This window comes from Palleronia sp. THAF1, assembly GCF_009363795.1.
In the GTDB taxonomy this organism is placed as follows: Bacteria; Pseudomonadota; Alphaproteobacteria; order Rhodobacterales; family Rhodobacteraceae; genus Palleronia.
In genome coordinates, this window is sequence record NZ_CP045420.1 from 232,982 (window position 1) to 252,090 (window position 19,109).

Annotated in this window: 22 protein-coding genes; 15 read left to right on the forward strand and 7 right to left on the reverse strand. The window is 64.0% G+C overall.

Annotated features, from left to right (window positions below):
• Positions 1 to 63: 63 nt before the first annotated feature.
• Together FIU81_RS01190 and FIU81_RS01195 are read right to left on the reverse strand one after the other, a co-directional pair.
• Positions 64 to 282 carry a hypothetical protein gene (locus tag FIU81_RS01190; protein ID WP_148085637.1) on the reverse strand — a complete coding sequence of 73 codons (219 nt, stop codon included), beginning with the start codon at positions 280 to 282 and terminating at the stop codon, positions 64 to 66.
• Positions 282 to 596, reverse strand: coding sequence for a hypothetical protein (locus tag FIU81_RS01195; protein ID WP_124111079.1), 315 nt, complete (start codon positions 594 to 596; stop codon positions 282 to 284). The genes FIU81_RS01190 and FIU81_RS01195 overlap by 1 nt, the downstream gene beginning before the upstream one ends.
• Before the next feature lie 385 nt (positions 597 to 981).
• Between FIU81_RS01195 and FIU81_RS01200 the strand changes: the two genes are divergently transcribed.
• Positions 982 to 2,139, forward strand: a complete 1,158-nt coding sequence (locus tag FIU81_RS01200) for a phosphoserine transaminase (protein ID WP_124111078.1) — start codon at positions 982 to 984, stop codon at positions 2,137 to 2,139.
• A gap of 177 nt (positions 2,140 to 2,316) precedes the next feature.
• Positions 2,317 to 3,909, forward strand: coding sequence for a phosphoglycerate dehydrogenase (gene serA, locus FIU81_RS01205; protein ID WP_124111077.1), 1,593 nt, complete (start codon positions 2,317 to 2,319; stop codon positions 3,907 to 3,909).
• A 50-nt stretch (positions 3,910 to 3,959) separates the two neighbouring features.
• On the opposite strand, the gene FIU81_RS01210 is transcribed toward serA, so the two are convergent.
• Positions 3,960 to 4,562 carry a hypothetical protein gene (locus FIU81_RS01210; RefSeq protein WP_148085636.1) on the reverse strand — a complete coding sequence of 201 codons (603 nt, stop codon included), beginning with the start codon at positions 4,560 to 4,562 and terminating at the stop codon, positions 3,960 to 3,962.
• A gap of 224 nt (positions 4,563 to 4,786) precedes the next feature.
• Between FIU81_RS01210 and FIU81_RS01215 the strand changes: the two genes are divergently transcribed.
• The 7 genes from FIU81_RS01215 to FIU81_RS01245 all read left to right on the forward strand — a co-directional run bounded on the left by FIU81_RS01215 (position 4,787) and on the right by FIU81_RS01245 (position 9,972).
• A complete protein-coding gene (locus tag FIU81_RS01215) occupies positions 4,787 to 5,704 on the forward strand; it encodes a DMT family transporter (protein ID WP_124111075.1) in 918 nt (305 codons plus the stop codon).
• Positions 5,701 to 6,426 carry a DNA repair protein RecO gene (gene recO, locus FIU81_RS01220; RefSeq protein WP_172971369.1) on the forward strand — a complete coding sequence of 242 codons (726 nt, stop codon included), beginning with the start codon at positions 5,701 to 5,703 and terminating at the stop codon, positions 6,424 to 6,426. Before FIU81_RS01215 ends, recO begins: the two co-directional genes overlap by 4 nt.
• 47 nt (positions 6,427 to 6,473) lie before the next feature.
• The gene (locus tag FIU81_RS01225; RefSeq protein ID WP_124111074.1) at positions 6,474 to 6,764 is read left to right on the forward strand and encodes a ribbon-helix-helix domain-containing protein; all 291 of its coding nucleotides are present in this window, start codon (positions 6,474 to 6,476) and stop codon (positions 6,762 to 6,764) included.
• Between the two features lie 70 nt (positions 6,765 to 6,834).
• Positions 6,835 to 7,230 carry a VOC family protein gene (locus FIU81_RS01230; RefSeq protein WP_124111073.1) on the forward strand — a complete coding sequence of 132 codons (396 nt, stop codon included), beginning with the start codon at positions 6,835 to 6,837 and terminating at the stop codon, positions 7,228 to 7,230.
• 39 nt (positions 7,231 to 7,269) lie between these two features.
• Positions 7,270 to 7,797, forward strand: coding sequence for a Twin-arginine translocation pathway signal (locus tag FIU81_RS01235; protein ID WP_124111072.1), 528 nt, complete (start codon positions 7,270 to 7,272; stop codon positions 7,795 to 7,797).
• 13 nt (positions 7,798 to 7,810) lie between these two features.
• Positions 7,811 to 9,379, forward strand: coding sequence for a GMC family oxidoreductase (locus FIU81_RS01240; RefSeq protein ID WP_124111071.1), 1,569 nt, complete (start codon positions 7,811 to 7,813; stop codon positions 9,377 to 9,379).
• A 107-nt stretch (positions 9,380 to 9,486) separates the two neighbouring features.
• Entirely contained in the window at positions 9,487 to 9,972 is a 486-nt protein-coding gene (locus tag FIU81_RS01245) for a flavodoxin family protein (RefSeq protein ID WP_124111070.1), read from the forward strand.
• Between the two features lie 12 nt (positions 9,973 to 9,984).
• On the opposite strand, the gene FIU81_RS01250 is transcribed toward FIU81_RS01245, so the two are convergent.
• The 4 genes from FIU81_RS01250 to FIU81_RS01265 form a co-directional block, all read right to left on the reverse strand.
• Positions 9,985 to 10,353, reverse strand: a complete 369-nt coding sequence (locus FIU81_RS01250; RefSeq protein WP_216644268.1) for a DUF305 domain-containing protein — start codon at positions 10,351 to 10,353, stop codon at positions 9,985 to 9,987.
• Between the two features lie 102 nt (positions 10,354 to 10,455).
• Positions 10,456 to 12,735, reverse strand: coding sequence for an NADP-dependent malic enzyme (locus FIU81_RS01255; RefSeq protein WP_124111069.1), 2,280 nt, complete (start codon positions 12,733 to 12,735; stop codon positions 10,456 to 10,458).
• 81 nt (positions 12,736 to 12,816) lie between these two features.
• Positions 12,817 to 13,044, reverse strand: coding sequence for a DUF3072 domain-containing protein (locus tag FIU81_RS01260; protein ID WP_124111068.1), 228 nt, complete (start codon positions 13,042 to 13,044; stop codon positions 12,817 to 12,819).
• 64 nt (positions 13,045 to 13,108) lie between these two features.
• On the reverse strand, positions 13,109 to 13,330 hold the full coding sequence (locus FIU81_RS01265) for a DUF3072 domain-containing protein (RefSeq protein ID WP_124111067.1): 222 nt from the start codon (positions 13,328 to 13,330) through the stop codon (positions 13,109 to 13,111).
• Positions 13,331 to 13,417: 87 nt separating this feature from the next.
• On the opposite strand from FIU81_RS01265, the gene cdd reads away from it, so the two are divergent.
• The 6 genes from cdd (at position 13,418) to FIU81_RS01295 (ending at position 19,103) form a co-directional block, all read left to right on the forward strand.
• The gene (gene cdd, locus FIU81_RS01270) at positions 13,418 to 13,807 is read left to right on the forward strand and encodes a cytidine deaminase (RefSeq protein WP_124111066.1); all 390 of its coding nucleotides are present in this window, start codon (positions 13,418 to 13,420) and stop codon (positions 13,805 to 13,807) included.
• A complete protein-coding gene (locus FIU81_RS01275; RefSeq protein ID WP_124111065.1) occupies positions 13,804 to 15,081 on the forward strand; it encodes a thymidine phosphorylase in 1,278 nt (425 codons plus the stop codon). The genes cdd and FIU81_RS01275 overlap by 4 nt, the downstream gene beginning before the upstream one ends.
• Before the next feature lie 79 nt (positions 15,082 to 15,160).
• Positions 15,161 to 16,324: a phosphopentomutase gene (locus tag FIU81_RS01280; RefSeq protein ID WP_124111064.1), complete on the forward strand. Its 1,164-nt coding sequence runs from the start codon at positions 15,161 to 15,163 to the stop codon at positions 16,322 to 16,324.
• Positions 16,321 to 17,295 (forward strand): adenosine deaminase, encoded by a 975-nt coding sequence (locus tag FIU81_RS01285; RefSeq protein WP_124111063.1) that lies wholly within the window; start codon positions 16,321 to 16,323, stop codon positions 17,293 to 17,295. Before FIU81_RS01280 ends, FIU81_RS01285 begins: the two co-directional genes overlap by 4 nt.
• Positions 17,292 to 17,924 carry a uracil phosphoribosyltransferase gene (gene upp, locus FIU81_RS01290; protein WP_124111062.1) on the forward strand — a complete coding sequence of 211 codons (633 nt, stop codon included), beginning with the start codon at positions 17,292 to 17,294 and terminating at the stop codon, positions 17,922 to 17,924. Before FIU81_RS01285 ends, upp begins: the two co-directional genes overlap by 4 nt.
• A gap of 228 nt (positions 17,925 to 18,152) precedes the next feature.
• Entirely contained in the window at positions 18,153 to 19,103 is a 951-nt protein-coding gene (locus tag FIU81_RS01295) for a hypothetical protein (protein ID WP_124111061.1), read from the forward strand.
• Positions 19,104 to 19,109: the final 6 nt, after the last annotated feature.

Sequence of the window (19,109 nt, forward strand, 5' to 3'; positions counted from 1 at the left end):
GGTGAAGCCGCGCATAAACCTGTGGTCAGGGCGGCATTCACAGCCGCCCCGGTATGCGTGGGATCACTCGATCAGAATGATCTCGCCCTCCTGTTCGGTGTCGGTGAACATCTCGCTGACAAGGCGGCGCATCATGCTCACTTGCTTGGGTGACGGTCGCCAGTTGCGACGGCGGGACTGACGCCGGACTGAAGCTGCAAAGCCCTTCGCCCAGTCATTCGTCGCCCGCTGTTCAACGGTCGGCATGTGGTAGATCAGTTCTTCGACTGTGCGGGGGGCCATCATGCTGCGGCCCTCCCTTGCACGTGGTCTAGGAAGGCGGCTTGATCGACGGGGCGCATCGCTTGGAATGCGGCCAGCGTGTAGGCTTTCAGCTCCGCACGGTTCGCCAGACTGGCCCACCAGCGGGCATCGTTCATTGGCGAAAGAAACGGGGGCAGGGGCGATCCTGCGCCGCCTAGGACGCTCTCAGCGGTCGCCACGGCATCGTCACCATCCAGCGACTTTAGGGACGCCCACGCCATCGCCACGCGGCCCGCACGGTCGAGACCTAAGGCAACGCCCTTGGCCCATTCGGCAGTTGCCTCAGCGACCATTCTCGGGCTATCATGTGCGGGAAGCTGGGTGGCTTCATATGCAGTATTAGCGCCGTTGCGGGGTCCAGCCGCAGCGGCGTTTTTGCTTGCGCGAATCGTTAGGTTCGGGCAGGACTCAATCAGAGGATGTGCAGACCCCCTCCCAATCGCCCCGGTTGAGCCCCCCAGCTCGCCGGGGTTTCCACTTTCAGAACCGTGAACAGGACCAGAACCGGCTGTGCCAGTTTTGTGCCAATCCGCTGGCACAATTCCCGATCCGTTCTGCATTGAGCTGCACGAACCTACAGGGTCGGATGCGATAACACTTGCTATTTTCTTGGGGTTCTCTAGATGCCCGCAGTGGGACACCCTTCCCCAACGAAGGGCATTTATCTGGAAGGATACCATGTCTGATACGACCCCCCCGGCCACGCGGCCGGCGAATCCGCGTTTTTCGTCCGGCCCCTGCGCCAAGCCCCCCACATTCTCGCTGGAAGCCCTGTCCGACGCGCCGTTGGGCCGGTCGCACCGCGCTGCCGTGGGTAAATCCAAGCTGAAGCAGGCCATCGATGAGACCGCCGAGATTCTTGGCGTTCCCGAAGGCTACCGCATCGGCATCGTGCCCGCCTCCGACACCGGTGCCTATGAGATGGCCATGTGGACCATGCTGGGCGAACGCCCCGCAGAAATGGTCGCATGGGAAAGCTTCGGCGCGGGCTGGGTGACGGATGCCGTCAAGCAGCTGAAGATCGAACACACCAAGCACGAAGCCGACTACGGTCACCTGCCCGACATGGGCGCGGTGAACTGGGACAACGACGTCTGCTTCACCTGGAACGGGACGACATCCGGGGTGCGGATGCCCAATGGGGATGCGATCCCGGCGGACCGCAAGGGCCTGACCTTATGCGATGCCACCAGCGCCGCCTTCGCGCAGGATCTGCCGTGGGACAAGCTGGATGTGACCACTTTCAGCTGGCAGAAGGTCATGGGCGGAGAGGCCGCGCATGGCGTCATCATCCTGTCGCCTCGCGCCGTTGAGCGTCTGGAGTCCTACACCCCCGCTTGGCCGCTGCCGAAGATCTTCCGCCTCACCAAAGGCGGAAAGCTGATCGAGGGCATTTTCAAGGGCGAGACGATCAACACGCCCTCGATGCTCTGCGTCGAAGACTATCTTCAGGCGCTGGCTTGGGGTCGATCCATCGGCGGGCTGCGTGGTCTGATGGACCGCGCCGACCAGAACGCCGGTGTGGTTTTCGACTTCGTCGCGGCGAAAGACTGGATTGCCAATCTGGCCGAGGATGACGCGACGCGGTCGAACACCTCTGTCTGCCTGAAGTTCACCGATCCGGCCGTTGCCGGGGATGCGGACTTCGCCAAGGCCGTGACCAAGCGGCTGGACGCCGAGGGCGTGGCGTTGGACGTGGGCAGCTACCGCGATGCGCCCGCCGGTCTGCGGATTTGGTGTGGTGCGACGGTGGAGAAGGCCGATCTGGAGGCGCTGATGCCATGGATCGACTGGGCCTACCACGCGACCCTTGCCGACCGGCAAGCCGCCGCCTGATCCGCGTCCCGCATCCGTCCTGCATGTGTGCGCCGTGCGTCGGGCACATGTGCAGCAAAGGTCGGGCCAACGTCCCCATCGGGTCGGGCCAATGTCCCGACGCCGTCCCTACACCGTACAGCAGACCGCCCCGACAGGGCGGTCGCTTCACCTCACTTTATCCATAGGAGCGCCACCATGGCCCCCAAAGTTCTTATCTCCGACAAGCTGTCGGACGCCGCCGTCCAAATATTTCGCGACCGTGGCATCGACGTTGATTTCGAGCCCGGTCTTGGCAAGGACAAAGAGCGTCTGCTGGAAGTCATCGGCCAGTATGACGGTCTTGCCATTCGCTCTGCCACGAAGGTCACCGAAAAGGTGCTGGCCGCAGCCGACAATCTGAAGGTCATCGGTCGCGCCGGTATCGGCGTCGATAACGTCGATATCCCCGTTGCGTCTCAGAAAGGCGTGATCGTGATGAACACGCCGTTCGGTAATTCGATCACCACTGCCGAGCACGCCATCGCGATGATGTTCGCCGTTGCTCGCCAAATCCCCGAAGCCAGCGCGTCCACGCACGCAGGCAAGTGGGAGAAATCGAAGTTCATGGGCGTCGAGCTGACCAACAAGACGCTGGGCGTGATCGGCGCGGGCAACATCGGCTCTATCGCGATTTCCCGCGCGCTGGGCCTGCGCATGAAGGTCATCGCCTACGATCCTTTCCTGTCGGAAGAACGTGCGGCAGAGATCGGTTGCCGCAAGGTTGAGTTGGATGAGCTGCTGGTGCAGTCCGATTTCATCACCCTGCACGTGCCGCTGACCGACAAGACGAAGAACATCCTGTCGAAAGAGGCCATTGCCAAACTGAAGCCCGGCGTTCGCATCGTGAACTGTGCGCGCGGTGGTTTGGTAGACGAAGAGGCGCTGGCCGAGGCGCTGAAAGAGGGCCGCGTCGCCGGTGCCGCCTTCGACGTGTTCGCCGAAGAGCCCGCAACGAACTCGCCGCTGTTCGGGTTGGACAACGTGGTCGTGACGCCGCACCTTGGCGCCGCGACGACCGAAGCGCAGGAAAACGTGGCGCTTCAGGTGGCCGAGCAGATGTCGGAGTATCTGCTGACGGGTGCCATTTCCAACGCGCTGAACACGCCGTCGGTGACGGCAGAGGAAGCCAAGGTCATGGGCCCGTGGCTGAAACTGTCCGAGCATCTGGGCAGTTTCATCGGCCAGCTGACCGAAGAGCCGATCGAGGCAGTGAACGTGCTGTATGACGGTGAAGTCGCCGAAATGAACCTGAACGCCCTGACGGCGGCGGTGACGGCAGGGTTGATGCAGGCGCGCAACCCGGACGTGAACATGGTCTCTGCCCCGATCATGGCCAAGGAAAGCGGAATCGAGATCAGCCGGACAACGCAAGAGCAAACCGGCGTTTTCGAGGCTTACATCAAGGTCACGATGAAGACGAAGCAGCGTCAGCGGTCTATCGCGGGCACGGTGTTCTCGGATGGCAAACCGCGCTTCATCCAGATCAAGGGCATCAACATCGACGCCGAGGTCGGTCGCAACATGCTGTACTCCACCAACGAGGACCGCGCGGGTACGATCGGTACGCTGGGCCGCATCCTTGGCGAGAACGACGTGAATATCGCGAACTTCACCCTGGGCCGTGCCGAAAAGGGCAAGGACGCCATCGCTCTGCTGTACGTGGACGATGCGGTGCCAAGTCCGGTGATCGACGAACTGAAGGCGACCAGCGTGTTCAACACGGTTCGCAACCTGACGTTCAACGTCTGATCTGGAATCAGATGTGTCGGGGCGCTGCGGGACACCGTGGCGCCCCTTTTCTATTGGGTGCGCTGGGCGCGAAACAGGGCCACTGTAGGTATGATCGCGCGGAACTCTGCCTTGTGGTTCATCTGTCCCAGCAGTGGATGCAAAACGGCGATGATTGGGGCGATGAGCCTTACGCGACGGGCGGCGATGTCCGAGATTCCGTCCGGGGCCGCAGCAACATAGACCGCGCGCGCGCCGTCGATGGTGGCAGGATCATCGATCTCTGACAGCAGGCTGTGAAAGAAGACAAGCGCGTCCATCGCGTGACCTGACGGTATGTCGCGGCGTGGAAGGGCGCGTTCGAAATCGACAAATGTTACGCGGCCGTCTTTCCAACAGATATCCTTCAGACCAGGCCGCCCGTGGCTGACACCCGCGGCATGCAAGACACCTAGCCCGGTCGCGGCAGCTAAAAGGGCGTCATGCTGTTCCGCAGGCTGCAGACGCCCTTTCCGTACCAGCATCTGCAAATTCGGCCCGCTGTCGGCGGTCACGAAGGCTTCGTCGTCGTGGCGCAGCAATCGCGGCACCGGAAGGCCGCGATTCGATAGCCGCAAATGCGCCGACCGTTCGGTTCTGAAGGCTTTGTCCGGGTTGCCCTTCTGCAAGCGCATTCGCAACGGCAACCTTTCGCGCCGCTTCAAAAATGCGGGCTTTCCCTCAAGGGTCAGACGTTCGATACGGCGGGCGTTCGGCGCAGACATTTCATGTCATCCAGAGGTTACTGGAATGACATATATTTGTTACACGGGCGCTGCGACGTACGCCGCTGTTGAGAATTCGGCAATGTGGCTTGGGCGCTATGGTCATGGTCCGATGGCGGCGGTAGGCATGGCCCATGGCATCCTATCGCGGCATCCTGCTGATCACTCTCGGGTTCTCGGTCCTGACCTTCATGTCGGCTTTCGTGAAGGCAGCGGGAGAGACCGTGCCAACGGGTCAAATCGTGTTCTTCCGCGCCGCCTTGAGTCTGCCGGTGATCGGCGCGTGGCTTTGGGCACGCCACGATGTTGCGGCTGGTCTGCATGTGGAGAACTGGCGCGGGCATGCGGTGCGCGCGATTGTCGGAACAACCTCGATGGGGATGGGATTCGCATCGATCACATTGCTCCCGCTGGCAGAAGTGCAGGCGATCCGTTTCGCCACGCCGATCTTTCTTGTGATTTTCGCGGCCATTTTTCTGGGTGAGCGGTTCCGCCTTGTCCGCCTGGTCGCCGTGCTGATCGGACTGGCGGGGGTGATCGTGATCGTCTCGCCGCGGTTCGGCGTGACCGACTGGGGTGGTCCGGCCAGCATCGGTGCTGCATTGGCATTGGCCTCTGCTGCGATGGCCGCGGGTGCGCAGGTGCTGATCAAGGCGATGTCGGGAACCGAACGATCCGAGGCTATCGCGTTCTATTTTCTGGCGACCGCCGCTGTGGTCTCGCTGATCACGGTGCCGTTCGGCTGGGTCTGGCCCACGCCCTTTGCCTGGGCGATGCTGATCCTTTGCGGGCTGGTCGGCGGCGTCGGGCAGTTGCTGCTGACCATGAGCTATAAATACGCCGAAGCCTCTACGCTGGCGCCGTTTTCCTACGTTTCGATGCTGTGGGCGGTGGCCATCGGCTTCGTCTTCTTCAGCGAGATCCCGACATGGGCGACCGTTGCGGGGGCCGCGCTTATCATCGCGTCGGGCGTGTTGATCGTCTTGCGCGAACGGCAACTAAAAAAGCAGGAAACCGCGCGCCGGAAATTGCGGGCGAAGGGGCTTTATTGATTGAGTGGCGCGAAGAGGGGATGGTCCTGTCGGTCCGCCGCCACGGAGAGTCCGATGCCATCGTCGAGGCGCTGACCAGAGACCATGGCCGCCATGCAGGCGTGGTTCGGGGCGGCGGCGGGCGCAAGCTGGCGGCCATGATGCAGCCCGGCGCGCAACTGGCGTTTGCATGGCGCGCCCGGCTGGAACAGCACTTGGGCCATTACACGGTCGAGCCGGTCCGCTCTCGGGCCGCTGTTCTAGGCGATCCGCTGGCGCTGGCCGGCCTGCTGTCGCTGACGTCGCTGCTGGGCTTCGTCTTGCCCGAACGAGAGGCGCAGCCGGGCCTGTACGAAGCGTCGATGGCCGTGGTGGATCTGATGGACGAGGGCGGGTTGTGGCCGCTGGCCTACTTACGCTGGGAAATGGGCGTGCTGGAGCGGCTGGGCTTTGGGCTGGACCTGACCCGCTGTGCCGTCACCGGATCGCGCGACGATCTGGCGTTCGTCAGCCCGCGCACGGGTCGGGCCGTGGCGCGTGATGCGGCGGGGGAGTGGTCGGATCGCTTGCTCCCACTGCCGCTGTGCATGCTCGGGCAGGGCCCGGCCGAAACGGCCGACATCGTCCGGGGATTGCGGGTCACCGGGCATTTTCTGGAGAAACGGCTTGCACCGTCTCTTGGGGATCGCCCGTTGCCCGTGGCGCGGGATCGTCTGATCGCGCGGCTGGCCCGGGTGGAATAGCGGACCTTTAACCGCCATTGTGCATTATCCTGTCGGGAGGAGCGTTCATGTGTGGCATCTATTCCAAGCAGGATCCCGAGCGGTATGCGCTGACGACGCGCAGTCTGCGGTTGGATGGGTATTCCACCAGTATTCGCTTGGAAAACTGCTTTTGGGATGTGCTTGAACGCCTTGCCGAGGACGAAGGCCGACCCCTGTCGCAGGTCTTGTCCGACCTTTATGCCGAGGCGGTCAGCGACCGCGACGGGCCAACGAACTTCACGTCGATCCTGCGCGCCTCTTGTCTGATTTACGTCGAAGGGTCCGACCAAGGTCGTAACGTGCACGCCGCCGAATAATAACGGACTACCACCATCGCGCCCTGCTACGCGGCCATCCTGATCAGATGAAGATACAGGAAGGGCCACTATGGCGAAGATGATCCACTCCATGATCCGTGTTCTGGACGAGAGCGCCTCTGTCGCATTTTACAGCGACGCATTCGGGCTGTCGGTCGCGGACCGTCTGGATTTTACAGATTTCACGCTTGTCTACTTGTCGAACGCTGAAACCGGGTTCGAGCTTGAGCTGACGGTCAACAAGGACCAGTCCCAGCCCTACGACCTAGGCAACGGGTACGGGCACTTGGCCGTTTCGGTGGCCGACCTGGACGCCGAGCACCAGCGCCTGACCGAGGCGGAGATGAAGCCGCGCAAGATCGTGGAGTTCGCGCCGGACGGAAAATTGGTTGGCCGCTTCTTCTTCATCACCGACCCCGACGGTTACGAGATCGAGGTGCTGGAACGCTCGGGGCGCTTCGGCTGACGCGCGAACGCGCGATCAAGAAACAGGGAGGAGACTGCAATGACAGTCAAGGAAAAGGACCTGAAGGGGCTGACACGACGTCAGCTTTTGCAGGGCGCAAGTGCCGTTGGCGCTTTCGCCATCGGATCAGGCTATGTCGCGGGCACGAACGCCGCCTGGGCGACGGAAATGCGCGCGCTGAAGCCTAAAAGTTTCGCGACGCTGGTTCAAATGGCGCGGGACATCTATCCGCACGACCAGATCGCCGACGAATACTACGCCATCGCCGTGAAGGGCTACGACACGCAAGAACAGGCCGACATGGCCGAAGCGGGCCTTGCCGCGCTGAATGTGCGTTCCAGAGAGATGATGGGCGAGGATTACCTGAACATCGGCTGGGAGCGTGACCGGGTCGATGTGCTGCGCTCGATGGAAGAAGAGACGTTCTTTCAAACCGTCCGAGGCGGGCTTGTGACGGGTCTGTACAACCAGAAGGCCGTCTGGCCGATCTTCGGATACGAAGGCGAATCCTACTCGATGGGCGGCTACCTGCATCGCGGGTTCGACGACATCACGTGGGTCAGCTGAAAGGAATGAAATCATGAGTGCACCTTTCGACAAATCGGACGACAGCGTTGTCGTCGTGATCGGAACCGGCGCGGGCGGTGGCGTCCTTGCCAACGAGCTTGCGCAAAAAGGCGTCAGCGTTGTCGCGCTTGAAGCGGGCGGACGGTATCTGCCGCAGGATTTCGTCAACGACGAGTGGGACTCCTTCGGCCAGCTTGCCTGGACGGACATGCGGACCACCAGCGGCGACTGGCGCGTGGCCAAGGATTTCTCGAACCTGCCGGCGTGGATCGTCAAGGCGGTCGGCGGGACCAGCACCCACTGGGCCGGCGCGTCGTTGCGGTTCCAGCCGCACGAATGGAAGGCCGCCACCAATTACGGCGCGGTCGACGGCGCAAACCTTCTGGACTGGCCCATCGACGCCGAAGAAATGGCGCCCTGGTATGACAAAGCCGAAAAGAAACTGAACGTGACCGGAACGAACGGCAATCCGCGCCTGCCCGGGAACAACAACTACAAGGTGTTCGAAGCGGGCGCCGGGAACCTTGGCTACAAAGAGGTCCATACCGGCAACATGGCGATCAACTCGACCGAGAACCATGACCGGATGATGTGCCAGCAGACCGGCTTTTGTTTCCAGGGGTGCAAGTGGGGGGCGAAATGGTCGTCTGCCTACACCGACATCCCCGAGGGAGAAGCCACCGGCAACCTGGAGGTGCGCGAGAAATCCCACGTGGCGCGGATCCTGCACGACGATACCGGCAAGGTGACGGGCGTCGAATATTTCGATGAGAACGGCGACCTGCAGATGCAGAAGGCGCGGATCGTGGCGGTGGCGGGCAATTCGTTCGAAAGCCCCCGGATGCTGCTGAACTCGGCATCGTCGATGTTCCCGGACGGTCTGGCGAACAGCTCTGGCCAGGTTGGGCGCAACTACATGCGTCACCTGACGGGGTCGGTCTACGGCATCTTCGACAAGCCGGTGAAGATGTGGCGGGGCACCACGATGGCGGGGATCGTTCAGGACGAGGCAAAACACGACCCGTCGCGCGGATTCGTGGGCGGCTACGAGCTGGAGACGCTGTCGCTGGGTCTGCCCTTCATGGCCGCGTTCCTGGATCCGGGGGCCTGGGGCCGTGAGTTCACATCGGCGCTGGACCAGTACGAGAACATGGCCGGCATGTGGATCGTGGGCGAAGACATGCCGCAAGAGACCAACCGCGTCACCCTTTCGGACGCCGAGGACCAGTGGGGCTTGAAGGTGGCAAACGTTCATTACTCGGACCACCCCAACGACGTGGCCATGCGCGACCACGCCTACGCGCGCGGGCAAGAGATGTACGACAGCATGGGCGCGACCCGCACGCTGCCAACGCCGCCTTACCCCTCGACGCACAACCTGGGCACCAACCGGATGTCCGAGCGTGCGGAGGATGGCGTCGTGAACCGTTGGGGGCAGACGCACGACATCGCGAACCTGTTCATCTCGGATGGCTCGCAGTTCACGACCGGCGCGGCAGAGAACCCGACACTGACGATCGTGGCGCTGGCGATCCGGCAGGCCGACCACATCGCCAGAGAAATGTCGGCGGGCAATATCTAGGTCGGCCACCTTGGGTTATCTTAAGACGGGCGTGCTTCGGTACGCCCGTTTTTTTTCGTTTTCGAGGTCGGCCCTGCGGGGCAGGTATTTAAGGAACAGTGAAGCACATGGCGCAGCTTTTGGTGGTCTGGCATTCTCGCACGGGTGGGTCGGAAGCGATGGCTTTGGCCGCAGCAGAAGCGGCCCGCGCGGAGTGTTTCGTGGTGTGTTTGCGCGCGGATGAGGCGGGCCCGGACGATGTGCTCGCCGCAGATGGTTACCTGTTCTGCGGCCCGGAAAATCTGGCGGCGCTGTCGGGGATGATGAAGGACTTCTTCGACCGCTGCTACTACCCCGTCCTGGGCCGGATTGAGGGCCGCCCCTACGCGCAGATGATCTGCGCCGGGTCGGACGGTGAGGGCGCGGCGAAGCAGCTGGCCCGTATCGCGCAGGGATGGCGGCTGAAGGCGGTACAGGAGCCGGTGATCGTCATGGTCGACGCACAGACGTCAGAGGCGATCCTGGCGGAGAAGGAACTGACCGAGGACCAACTGGCCCTCTGCCGTGAACTGGGCGCGGTGCTGGGGGCTGGGTTGGAGATGGGGGTGTTTTAACCCCAGCGGCGTTCATCCATCGCTGAGGTCGATGCCCAATTCTTGCAAAGCGGCCTTCATCTGGGTGATTTCGCGCTCCTGATCCTCGATGATCTTTCGGGCGATATCAGCGGTTTCAGCATCCTCTCCCTGTTCCAGAACGACCATTGCCATGTCGATGGCGGACTGGTGGTGCGGGATCATCATCAGCAGGAAGTCCGCGTCTGGATTGCCGGAGGATTCGATGTCGGCCATGTCCTGCATCATGTAATCCATCGGAGCCATGAGCGCGGACATCGAGTCCGACGCATGAGCTCCATGATCCATGCCTTGCATGGATTGAGCGAATGCCCCGAAGGGAAAAATCAGGACCAATGCGATGGCGCCGCGTTTGAAGGGCATGGGAGGAATATCCTTGATGACTGGGTCCGCAGAAAGCGGCCTACATCAAGTAGACCCGCGCATGCTCACTCCAAGATCCTCACGGTATCGTGCAAGAGTGATCTACCCATAGACCGCCACCGGCGTCCCGGCGATGGCGCTCATGTTCAGCAGGCCCCGGGCCGTGATCGAGGACGTCACGATGTGCGCCTTGTTGCCCATGCCCATGAGGATGGGGCCGACTTCGAGGCCGCCGGCTTTCATTTTCAGGATGTTGCGCACGCCGGAGGCGGCGTCCGTGTTCGCGAAGACCAGCACGTTGGCCGCACCCGACATGCGGGAGTTGGGGAAGATGCGGTGGCGGACGTCTTCGTCGAGCGCGGCGTCGGCGTGCATTTCACCTTCGTAGCAGAAGTCGCGGGGTTGCGAGTCCAGGATCTCTAGTGCTGCGCGCATTCGGACGCCCGTGTCGCAGTCGAAGTTGCCTAACTGGCTGTGCGAGCAGAGGGCGATCTTGGGTTCGACGCCAAAGCGCTTCACGTGCCGGGCGGCTCCGATGCAGGTGGCGGCGATCTGTTCAGGCGTGGGCTGCGGGTTCACGTGGGTGTCGGCGACAAACAGCGGGCCGTCCTCCAGGATCATCAGGGACAGCGCGCCGACCGCATGGCACCCGTCGGTCGCGAGCACCTGCGTGATGTAGTCCAGATGCCAGAGGTACTGGCCGAAAGTGCCGCAGATCATCGAATCCGCCTCGTCACGATGCACCATGACCGCGCCGATGGCGGTGGTATTCGTGCGCATGATGGCCTTGGCGATATCTGGCGTGACGCCGCGCCGCTCCATGATCGAATGGTAGGTCTGCCAGTAGTCGCGGTAGCGCGGGTCGTTATCGGGCGACACGATCTCGAAGTCACGGTCGGGGCGGATCGCAAGGCCGGCGCGTTCAGCGCGCAGGGCGATGACTTCGGGGCGACCGATCAGGATCGGCGTGTCGGTCGTTTCCTCCAGCATGGCATTGGCGGCGCGCAGCACGCGCTCGTCCTCGCCTTCCGTGAAGACGATACGGCGCTGGGCGGTTGCGGCGGCTTCGAACACGGGGCGCATAATGAAGGACGATTTGAAGACCGATGCGTCGAGCTTGCGCTTGTAGGCGGCCATGTCCGCGATGGGGCGCTCCGCCACACCGGATTCCATTGCGGCCTGAGCGACCGCGGAGGCGACGACGCCCATCAGGCGCGGATCGAAGGGCTTGGGGATCAGGTAGTCGGGGCCGAAGGTCATCTGCTCGCCCTGGTAGGCGGCGGCGGCTTCGGCAGATGTGGTCTTGCGCGCGAGTTCGGCGATGCCTTCGACGCAGGCGATCTTCATGGCGTCATTGATCGTCGTCGCGCCCACGTCCAGCGCGCCGCGGAAGATAAAGGGGAAGCACAGGACGTTGTTGACCTGGTTCGGGAAATCACTGCGGCCCGTGGCGATCAGCGCGGTAGGCGCTGTGGCGCGCGCTTCTTCGGGGTCGATCTCTGGGTTCGGATTGGCGAGCGCGAAGATGATCGGGTCGGCGGCCATGCGCGCGACCATGTCGGTGGTCAGCACGCCGGGGCCGGAGAGGCCAAGGAACAGGTCTGCGCCTTCGATCACATCGGACAATTTGCGAGCGCCGCAAGGCTGGGCGTAGGCGGCCTTCTGTTCAGTCATGTCCTTTTCGCGGCCTTCGTGAACCAGACCCTCCAGGTCGCAGAGAAACACGTTCTCGCGCTTCACGCCCAGTTTCAGCAGCATGTCGAGGCAGGCGATGCCCGCCGCTCCGCCGCCGGTGGAGACGACCTTGATATCGGCGAAAGCTTTGCCCGCGACGCGCAAGGCGTTGGTGGCAGCAGCGCCGACCACGATGGCCGTGCCGTGCTGGTCGTCGTGGAAGACGGGAATGTTCATGCGTTCACGGCAGATACGTTCCACCACGAAGCAGTCCGGGGCCTTGATGTCTTCCAGGTTGATTGCACCGAAGGTCGGTTCCAGCGCGCAGACGATCTCGGCCAGCTTTTCGGGGTCGGCTTCGTTCAGCTCGATATCGAAGCAGTCGATGTCGGCGAACTTCTTGAAAAGGACTGCCTTGCCTTCCATCACGGGTTTTGAGGCCAGGGCGCCGATATTGCCAAGGCCCAGCACGGCAGTCCCGTTGGTCACAACCGCCACGAGGTTGCCGCGCGCCGTGTAGTCGCGCGCGGTGACGGGGTCGGCTTTGATTTCCAAGCAGGCCTCGGCCACACCAGGCGAATAAGCGCGGGCCAGGTCGCGGGCATTGGCGAGCGGCTTGGTGGCCCTGATTTCCAGCTTACCCGGCTTGGGGTGGCGGTGATAATCAAGTGCGGCTTCGCGCAACTGGGATTTTTTATCGTCGCTCATGGCCTGTCCCCTGATCTGTCGGGAACAGGCTTAGAGTGGATCGGGGTGCGGTGAAAGAGTGTCGCACCCCGCGCTGGCCAATCAGTCGGTGCCGCGCCCGGTCTTGTTCTGCAGCGCGTCGATCTGCTTGGACGCCTCGGCCTTGGTCATGTCGGGATCGTACTCGACACCGGCTTCCTCACACAGCGTCTGCAGGTAACTGGCCTGTGCGCCGGTCATCTTCTCGTCCCCGGTCACCCAGTCGTCCACCGGTTTGTCGGCGTTCGAAGGGGCCTCGGTCTTCGGATCTGCGTATGGGTCATCGGCCATGGGGTGGCTCCGTTCTTGAAATGTTCTGATGCTAAACCCGCGAAGACGTCACGGGTTCCGGGGGTCAGTCGTCAGACAGTGCGGCAATCCGCGCGTCGGCCTGTTCGCGGGTCATGTTGCCGTCAAAGGCCTCGTTCTTCTTCTCGCAAAGATCACGCAGGATCGCGGCTTGCTTGTCGGTCATCGGCTCGTCCTTGCCTGAAAACTCTCCGTGCACGACGGCGCCGCCGATCGGGAAATTGCCGGTGCCGGTGTTCTTGTCGCCGGGAATGGTGTCGTCGGCCATGGTGCATCCTCCGTTCTAAAGGCAATGCGACGGAGCGGGCCGCGGTTCCGCCTTGCCACCGGGCGGCACAGGGATCAGCATCGGGGAATGGATGATCTGATCGCTGCCGCAGCCGCCGTGCGTGAAAATGCCCACGCACCTTATTCCAATTTCAAGGTGGGGGCCGCCTTGCGCACGCGCGACGGGCAGGTGTTCGCTGGGTGCAACGTGGAAAACGTCGCCTTTCCCGAAGGCACCTGCGCCGAGGCGGGTGCCATCGCCGCCATGTGCGCCGCTGGTGCGCGCGAGATCGTGGCGGTCGCGGTGATCGCAGACAGCCCGGCGCCGGTGCCCTGTTGCGGCGGCTGCCGACAGAAAATCGCCGAGTTCGCCGGGGCCGACGTGCCGGTGATGATGGCCACCACCAGCGGCGCGCGGCGGCAGGTGACAGTGGCCGAACTGCTGCCGGGGGCCTTCGACGCCGGGTTCATGAAGTGAAACAGCTGCTGGTCGATCTACGGGCCGGACGGGTGCCATCTGCCGATGCTTTGCGCGCGTTCGCCGCCGGTTTGGCGGATGGCAGCGTGTCCGATGCGCAGGCGGGCGCTTTCGCCATGGGCGTATGCCGGGGGCCGGGGCTGGGAGAGGCCGGGCGCGTGGCGCTGACGGATGCGATGGCCCGATCGGGCGATGTGCTGTCTTGGGATTTGGACGGGCCGGTGGTGGACAAGCATTCCACCGGCGGCGTGGGCGATCCGGTGTCGCTGGTGTTGGCCCCGATGTTGGCGGCGGTGGGCTGCTACGTCCCGATGATCTCTGGCCGTGGGCTGGGACACACCGGCGGCACGCTGGACAAGCTGGAAGCGATACCGGGACTGTCGGTAGAACTGGACGAAACGCGGGTCCGTTCGGTGGTCGCCGAGTGCGGCGCGGCCATCGTTGCGGCCTCGGACCGGATCGCGCCAGCGGATCGGCGTCTTTATGCCGTGCGCGACGCGACCGCGACGGTGGATCAAATGGACCTGATCACGGCGTCAATTCTGTCGAAGAAGCTGGCCGCCGGGTTGGATGCGCTGGTGCTGGATGTGAAGACCGGGGCAGGCGCGTTCATGGTCGATCCCGACGACGCACGCTCCCTGGCGCAGGCGTTGGTGCGCGCGGCGAACGGTGCGGGCTGCCGCACGGCGGCGCTGATCACGGCGATGGACCAGCCACTTGCCCCCGCCTGCGGCAACGCGCTGGAAATCATCGCGGTGATGGAGGTGTTGACCGGCGTGTCGGCAGACAAACGCCTGCACGATGTGGCGTTGGCGCTGGGTGAAGTCGTGCTGGAGTTGGCCGGGATGGACGCCGATCTGGCTGCAACGCTCGCCGATGGCCGCGCGGCGGAACGGTTCGGCGCGATGGTCGCCGCGATGGGCGGGCCGTCGGACTTCGTGGATCGCTGGGCGGACAGGTTGCCAGCGGCCCCCGTCGTCGTCACGGTGCAGGCAGAGGCGGCAGGCGTTGTGTCCGGCATCGACGGGACGGCGCTTGGGCACGCGGTGGTCGCTTTGGGAGGTGGACGCACGCGGCCCGGTGACGCCGTGGACCCGTCGGTCGGGCTTAGTCAGGTGGTGCGTCTGGGCACAAAGGTGGCGCCGGGCGATCCATTGGCGCGGGTTCATGCAGCCGATGAAAATTCGGCAGAGCGCGCTGTGGTGGCTGTGCGCGACGCGCTTCGGCTGGATGAGGGTCCGCAGCCGATGCCACTTGTTCTGGAGAGGGTCTGATGCGTGCGATGGTGCGGAACGAGGGGCGCTGCCCCTCGCGCTCCCCGAGGTATTTTTGGAACGATGAAGGGGTGCGGCCATGAGCCGGGCGTTCCTTATCGTGCTGGACTCGGTCGGCATTGGCGGCGCTCCGGATGCGGCGGACTTCGGAGATGCGGGCGCGAATACGGTGGGGCATATCGCGCAGACGGTGGATGTGTCGCTGCCGAACCTTGATGCGCTGGGGCTGGGGGCGGCGGTGACATTGGCCTCTGGTCTTGAGGTGCCGGGACTGGGGGCAAAGCCGACCGGTGCATGGGGCGCGGCGACAGAGGTCAGCCGGGGGAAGGACACGCCGTCTGGCCACTGGGAACTGGCGGGTGTGCCCGTTCCGTGGGAGTGGACGTATTTTCCGGACACGCGGCCCGCTTTCGACGCTGAACTGTCGGCGCGGGTGGCCGAACTGGCGGGCACCGATGGCATCCTTGGGAACCGCCACGCCAGCGGCACCGCAATCCTGGATGAAGAGGGGGCCGCGCACCTGCGGACGGGCTGGCCGATCTGCTATACCTCGACTGACAGCGTGTTCCAGATCGCAGCCCATGAAGAGGTATTCGGACTGGACCGCCTGCTGGACCTATGCGCCGCGCTGGCCCCGGAACTGCATGCGCGCAAGGTGGGCCGGGTGATCGCGCGGCCCTTCGTGGGCGATGCGACAAGCGGTTTCACTCGCACGCCGCGCCGACAGGATTTCGCCATCGCGCCACCATCGCCGACCCTGTGCGACTGGGTGTCTGGTGCGGGCCGACGGGTGCATTCCGTCGGCAAGATCGGGGACATCTTCTCGATGCGGGGGATCGACACCAAGGTGAAGGGTGCGGACGCGGATCTGCTGATCGCGCTGGAAGGTCTGATGGACACGGCAGAGGATGGATCGCTGACTTTCGCCAATTTTGTCGAGTTCGACAGCGAATATGGCCACCGCCGCGACGCCCTCGGATACGCGCGGCATCTGGAATGGTTCGACGCTGCCTTGCCCAGCCTGCTGGGCCGGATGCACGACGGCGATCTGCTGGTGATAACGGCGGATCACGGCAACGACCCCACGTGGCGCGGCACGGATCACACGCGCGAACGGGTGCCGGTCCTATGCGCCGGGGTCGGCCGCCGTGCGTTGGGCCAGGTGGCTTTCGTAGACGTTGCCGCGAGCATCGCGGATCATTTGGGTGTGCCGAATGGCGGGCCGGGACGGAGTTTCCTATGAAAGAGTTACCGAAGGTCGAACTGCACCTGCATCTGGAGGGCGCGATGCCGCCCGCCTTCGCGCGGGACATGGCGAAAGCGAAGAACGTCGATATCTCGCGCATCTTCGACGACAGCGGTGCCTACAACTACGACGGCTTTCTGGAATTCCTGCAGGTCTACGAGGTCGCAACCAGTGTCCTGATCCGGCCAGAGGATTTCGCCAAGTTGACCCGAACGGTGTTGGAGCAATCGGCGGAAACGGGCGTGATCTATACCGAGGCGTTCCTGTCGCCCGACTTCTGCGGCGGGCGCGACGTGGGAGCATGGCGCGAGTATCTGCACGCGATCCGCGAGGCAGCAGAGGGGGCAGAGCGTGACTTCGGCATCGCCATGCGCGGGATCGTCACCTGCATCCGCCACTTCGGGCCGGACAAAGCCAAGGAAACCGCGCGCTGTGCGGCCGAGACGGCGGGCGACTTCATCACCGGCTTCGGCATGGGCGGTGATGAGGGCAAAGGGCGGCAGGGCGACTTCGCCTATGCCTTCGACATGGCGCGTGAGGCCGGGTTGCGGCTGACGACCCACGCGGGCGAATGGGGCGGGCCGTCCTCGGTGCGGCACGCGCTGGACGATTTGCGCGTCGAACGGATCGGCCACGGCGTGCGGGCGATCGAGGACCCGGCGCTGGTCGAACGTTTGGCGCGCGATGGCGTGGTGCTGGAAGTCTCTCCGGGATCGAATGTCGCGCTTGGCATCTATAAGTGGAACACGCATCCTATCGAAAAGCTGCGCGCCGCGGGCGTGCCCATCACCGTGTCCACCGATGATCCGCCGTTCTTCCACACCGATATGGTCCACGAATACGACCGTCTGGCGGCGACCTTCGGCTGGGACGAAGACATGTTCCGCCACATCGCGCGGGTATCAATCGACGCCGCCTTCTGCGATGAGCCTACGCGCAAACGGCTTCACGAAAGGATCGACGCATGACCGACCATTGCACCGTGGTGAACCATCCCCTCGTGCAGCACAAGCTGACGATCATGCGCGACAAGGCCACGCCCACCGCCGTTTTCCGCCAGTTACTGCGAGAGATCAGCCACCTGCTGGCCTACGAGGTCACGCGCGATCTGCCAATGACGACGATGACCATCGACACGCCAATCCAGCCGATGGAGGCCCCAACGCTGGACGGTCGCAAGCTGGCGCTGGTCTCGATCCTGCGGGCAGGCAACGGGCTGCTGGACGGCATGCTGGACCTGATCCCCTCGGCCCGCGTCGGCTTCGTGGGGCTGTACCGCGATGAGGAGACGCTGGAGCCGGTGGAATATTACTTCAAGGTTCCCGCCGAGCTGGACACCCGCGTGGTGATCGCGGTGGATCCGATGCTGGCGACGGGCAACTCGTCCGTCGCTGCCATCGACAGGCTGAAAGAGGCGGGGGCGACGGATGTGCGGTTCCTGTGCCTGCTGGCCTCTCCCGAAGGCGTGGCACGCATGAAAGAGGCGCACCCCGACGTGCCCATCACCACCGCCGCGCTGGACGAACGGTTGAACGAGAAGGGCTACATCGTGCCCGGATTGGGTGATGCAGGGGATCGCATGTACGGGACGAAATAGAGAGCGGCGTTCGGCGACACCATCGACCTGCGCTTCCCCGGCCAGTGGTCCCAGTCCGAGACCGGGCACTGTCAGAACTGGAAGCTCGACTACGACCCGACCACGGGCCGCTACCTCCAAGCCGACCCGCTCGGCCTGATGGGTGGGAAATTTCGCGTTTCCGCCACCAACCCTTGTCGCAGTCCCTTATCCGCGCCATCCTCACGACAAATCGTCCGGGGGGACATTATGCTGAAACCGATTCTCTTGGGGGCTGTCGTTGCCCTGTCCGGGCTGTCGCCCGCCGTTGCGCAGATTGCGCGGACCGATCTTGCGGATGCCGCGCCGCCCGCCGAGATCCCGCCCAGCAGCTACACCGCGCGTCAGTATATCGACAGCGCGGGCTGCGTTTATGTGCGCGCGGGGCAGGGGGCGACGTCGATCTGGGTGCCGCGTGTCACCGGCAACCGCAAGGCGCTCTGTGGCTTCCAGCCGACGCTTGGCACCAATGTTGCCAGCGCGGCGCCGGTGATCCCCGATCCGGTGCCATCGCCGCAAACGCGGGTCGCCAGCGTCGCGCCCACGCCTCAGGTGCGGACTGCTGCCGTTGAACCCTCTGCGGCACCGACCATCCGGCAGACCCGCCGCGTTGCGGTCGCCCCGGTGCCGCAAGCGGCTGTGCCGATCTCGGCACCCGCTCCCGTGGCCACAGCCGGGCGCTACGTTCCGCCGACCGTCACCGCGCAGCTGACGCCGAAGCCATACGGCGGCACGCGCTTGCGGCAGGTGGCGACCACGCCCCGCCCCATGCCGACGCAATACGCCGCGCCGACGCGCTACGTGCCCCCGACCGTGACAACGCCGGTGTCGTATGGCGGCGTGACCAGCCTGCCGCCGGTGAAGCCCGTGCGCATTCCGCCGGGCTATCGGGCTGCGTGGGACGATGGACGCCTGAACCCCTACGCCGGAGCTCAGACACTGGAAGGCGCGTTGCAGACAGCACAGGTCTGGACGCAGACGACCCCGCGTGAACTGAAGAAGGGGCCCAGCGTCAACAACTACGTTCTGGTTCAGCCGTCGCAATACGGTCGCCTTAAGCCCTACGTGTCCGGCCCGCAGCGCCAGATCGCCGTGCCGACGACGGTGTATCCCTATCCCGAGCAGGTTCCGCCAGAGCGTATCTACGGCACGCGCCGCTAAGCGCGG